Genomic DNA, 3568 nt, shown 5'->3' on the forward strand with positions numbered 1-3568 from the left:
GAGAACTTCCGGCCTGAATTCAGGCCGGAAGTCTCAAAAGACGCCCCAAACCCGGCTGAAAACGGTGAACGGGTGCGCAATTTATTGTGCGAACGTGAGGCGTTGGACAAGCGCAGCGCGTCAGTTCTTTTTCTTTTCCGGTTTCTGTTCCGTTGTCAGCAGCTTTTCAAGGTCTGCCACTTTCTGATAGACGGCAGCAGACGCGTTGTAATTGTCCTGTAGTTCCGTTTTCACAAACCAGCTTGTGGCAAATATCAGTACGACAAAGGCAACCGCAACCCCAGCAAACCACTTCCAGCTGTAACCCCGCAGCGTGTTGTACTCCGCGATGATGTTACTGCGGATAATGGAAATTTCCTTGTCCAGCGCGTCCGCATTGATTTTCATGTTCCCGACGGATTTTTCCAGACGCTGAAAATCAGCGCTGATACGCTCGCCAATCAGCCCCGCAACATCCATTTTCTGCACTTCCTGCCGGACTTCATCCCGTACCTGCTGTGCCACACTGTCTGATATTTCCCGGTAGCCTTTCAGGGTTTCCCTTGCCACCGCCAGCGAATCCGCCACGGCTTTCTGCTGCTCTTTTGCGGCCTCTTTCAGATGCTCCGCCGACAGCAGGAGTGTGAGAAGTTTTTCTTCGGTGCTCGCCATAGTTACCTGCTTATGGAAAATCCGCGTGACAGGGATTTCACGCGCTCTATTTCAACATTTCCCTGTTTTGTGACCCGTGCAGCCATCTCCCGCCCGTACTGCTGCGAGATATCATGCGTCAGAGATCTGACCAGTTCCTTCCGGTTTACCTCGATACCGCTGGCATTCATCCAGCTACGGTCGCTGTGGTCGATATGCTTCGCCTGTTCAGGCACATCCACGACTGAAAACGTCCGGCTGTCTTTAATATCCTGCCTCTGGCTGTCGTCCAGTCGTCCGGCTGCTTCAAAACCGAGATGCTGTTCCGGTTTCCGGTCGATACCCTGTGCTTTCAGTGACCGGCTATCAATAAAACCCTGCTCAAAGCCATATCGTTTCATATGCGCGTTGTGCGTACGCTCCCAGCGCTCCCGCAGGGCTTTCAGTGCCTGTTTTTGTTCTGTAGGGGTTAAATTATGCCCTGAGTCCTTGCGCGCGCCGCCACGCGCCGGAAATTTGGCGTTATAGCGCCTGAAATACTGCTCTGGGCTGCGCTTAATACCGTCATCAACACGCTGGCTCATCATGATATGGGCGTGCGGCTGTTCGCCGCCGTCAATGCTGGCTTGCGAATTGTGAATCGCAAACGAATACGTATGTTGACCGCCCGTTTCCTGCTTCACAAAATCCCTGACAAGCGCCAGCCGCTGCGCTTCGTTCAGTTCACGGGGTAGTGCTATCTCGATTTCCCGGTACGTTGAACCGTTGGCACGTTCGAACGCATCCGCAGCCTGCCAGAAATGGGCGGGGTCATCTTTCGCCCATTCCGGCATATTGCCGTGCTCGGTGTGTTCGAGATCTTTTCGCTGACTGAACTTATCTTCCCGCGTGATGTAATTGGCATGAGCAAGGGCTTTACCCTTGCCGCCAAATTTCACGCTGAGATGATAGGTTGCCATGATGTTTTTGCCCTTGGTTTTACGCACGTGTTTCTGCCCGCAGGGAGAAACATATAAGTGCGCTTTACTCTAATTTAAAGAATTATGAGTAAAGCTAAGTCATGCGACTTCTGACCGCAAGTTATATACTTTCCCCGTCGGAAATATCGGGATGGGGAAGTTAAACGATGCGGGTCAGTAACGTCGAATGGCTTAAAAAGCGCATAGCCTTCATCAGAAAGCTGGGAGAAAAAACGGCACGGCAACGGCAGATTATCGATCTGCTGGATGATGAAGCTTCGCTCAGTGAGACTGAAAGACGACTGCTCCACGTTCTGGCAACCGCTGAAAAAAACGCGTTGCAGGAACGGGATTCCGCACAGAAAAAGGCGGTTCAGGCGCGGATTTCAGGGCAGAAAAACCGCAGGGAACGCAATCACAGACTGTTTCTGGCGGCTGGTCTGATGATTGACGCGGGACTGGTTGATACAAAAACGGGTGAGTTGAATTTTGACCACGAAAAATTACTGACTGCGCTGAAACGGGTACGCTACGATCTGGAAACATCGGCGTGAACGTGCATTCTGCAAGGCCGGAGAAATGCCGCTTCCTCGCTCACTGACTCGCGTCGCTCGGTCGTTCGGCTGCGGCGAGCGGTAGGGATTTTCGGATAGGAGCATGAATTTTCTTGCTCCAGATGTACAAAAGCCCCGTGACAGAATCACGGGGCTTGAGTACTCTAATTCTTGCAGATACCTGCCAGGATCAGACGTCACAATCAAATCTTAGCAGGGCTGGCTAGCCATGTCACTACCAGCTTAATACCATTCAACGACATTAAAATCATATCTGCACCTTAGACGCTCAGGTCTACGCCCCGGACTCCGGCAGGATAAACAGGCAAATTGGTGGGAACGTAACTTAACCGCGAAAGAGTTAGGCTCTACCCCGTCTCGCTGTACGATAACAAGCACCTGATAAAATGAGCGAACAAGGCAGCAGTAAGCGGGAAAGTGTGATTGTGAGAAGTCTGACACTAACCCCACACAAATCGAATCAGTTGCTGGATAAGACACACAAGAAAAGAGCTTGACGAAGGTCGCTCCGCTCCCCATGGTTTTTATATACCCACCATGGGGGCATTAGCTTTCTATTCTTATAAAAAACCAGGAGACAGAATGAATAGCGATCAAAGTTACTGGCTTGTGGGTGCAAGCTGGGATGGTGTAGATCACCAAGACAAAAAATTTGTAGATAACAAAATCTGGGTTTTGGGCTACAAAGAAAAAGATGATGAAAGTCAGTATTTAAAGGCAAAAAAAATAAAAAAAGGCGATCGTATCGCTATAAAAAGGATGATGGGAAAAGGCTCAGCCAACATAAAAATACTCCACACAGGAATAGTGGAAGGAGTAGTCGACTATGGCTCATTGGTCATTTGCGTAGTCAATTGGCTAGTACTAGAAAAGAACATTGAAGTTGACAGTAAAGGTGCCTTTGCCAGCATTCACGGTCCATACAAGCAAGGGAAGGACAAGGATACCGATGCATGGCTGAACAAAGTATTCTCACTGTAATTAGCCGACAATCGAAAACAAAAGGGAGAACAGATGATGAAAATAGATCGTCTTGTAAGGGTCACAAAAAAAGAGAATAGCAACGGTTCATCGTCAACCGAGTTGGAATGGGAGCCTGGTTCGAAAAAAGAGATTCTCAAAGGAGCAGCAGCTGGAGCAGCATTAGGGAGCATTGTCCCTGTTATTGGAACCGGAATTGGCGCAGCTATTGGTGGGACTCTAGGACTGATTTTTGGGAAATCTGAAGAAAAAAAAGATAGTAAATGATTTACCATAACACCTCATTACGCGCACCGCTGAAACGCGCTCAGGGCGGTTTTACGTCCTGAGCCATAAAAACCCCCGTCTTCTCACCGAAAACCGCTCAGAATCGCATACCGTGATTTTCAGCCCCATGCATAACCATGCACCTGACTGACTGGC

5 protein-coding genes are annotated in these 3568 nt (G+C 49.6%); 3 read left to right on the forward strand and 2 right to left on the reverse strand.

Translation table 11 applies throughout. The features are described from left to right. Nucleotides 1-120: 120 nt before the first annotated feature. Both NMC31_RS25900 and NMC31_RS25905 read right to left on the reverse strand, forming a co-directional pair. Nucleotides 121-651 carry a hypothetical protein gene (locus NMC31_RS25900; protein ID WP_012634455.1) on the reverse strand — a complete coding sequence of 177 codons (531 nt, stop codon included), beginning with the start codon at nucleotides 649-651 and terminating at the stop codon, nucleotides 121-123. A gap of 2 nt (nucleotides 652-653) precedes the next feature. Then, entirely contained in the window at nucleotides 654-1616 is a 963-nt protein-coding gene (locus NMC31_RS25905) for a MobA/MobL family protein (protein ID WP_436651373.1), read from the reverse strand. A 140-nt stretch (nucleotides 1617-1756) separates the two neighbouring features. Between NMC31_RS25905 and NMC31_RS25910 the strand changes: the two genes are divergently transcribed. From NMC31_RS25910 to NMC31_RS25920, 3 genes are all read left to right on the forward strand, one after another. Next, on the forward strand, nucleotides 1757-2143 hold the full coding sequence (locus NMC31_RS25910; RefSeq protein WP_240834510.1) for a hypothetical protein: 387 nt from the start codon (nucleotides 1757-1759) through the stop codon (nucleotides 2141-2143). Between the two features lie 603 nt (nucleotides 2144-2746). Beyond that, nucleotides 2747-3145 (forward strand): hypothetical protein, encoded by a 399-nt coding sequence (locus tag NMC31_RS25915; protein WP_036969360.1) that lies wholly within the window; start codon nucleotides 2747-2749, stop codon nucleotides 3143-3145. 33 nt (nucleotides 3146-3178) lie between these two features. Then, on the forward strand, nucleotides 3179-3412 hold the full coding sequence (locus NMC31_RS25920) for a glycine zipper domain-containing protein (RefSeq protein ID WP_036969363.1): 234 nt from the start codon (nucleotides 3179-3181) through the stop codon (nucleotides 3410-3412). Nucleotides 3413-3568 lie beyond the last annotated feature (156 nt).

It is taken from the genome of Pseudocitrobacter vendiensis, from assembly GCF_943590815.1.
In the GTDB taxonomy this organism is placed as follows: domain Bacteria; phylum Pseudomonadota; class Gammaproteobacteria; order Enterobacterales; family Enterobacteriaceae; genus Pseudocitrobacter; species Pseudocitrobacter vendiensis.

Excerpts from the sequence above, each read along its gene's own strand:
- NMC31_RS25900 (WP_012634455.1), bottom strand. The coding sequence starts at position 651 with ATGGCGAGCACCGAAGAAAAACTTCTCACACTCCTGCTGTCGGCGGAG.
- NMC31_RS25910 (WP_240834510.1), top strand. The coding sequence starts at position 1,757 with ATGCGGGTCAGTAACGTCGAATGGCTTAAAAAGCGCATAGCCTTCATC.
- NMC31_RS25915 (WP_036969360.1), top strand. The coding sequence starts at position 2,747 with ATGAATAGCGATCAAAGTTACTGGCTTGTGGGTGCAAGCTGGGATGGT.
- NMC31_RS25920 (WP_036969363.1), top strand. The coding sequence starts at position 3,179 with ATGATGAAAATAGATCGTCTTGTAAGGGTCACAAAAAAAGAGAATAGC.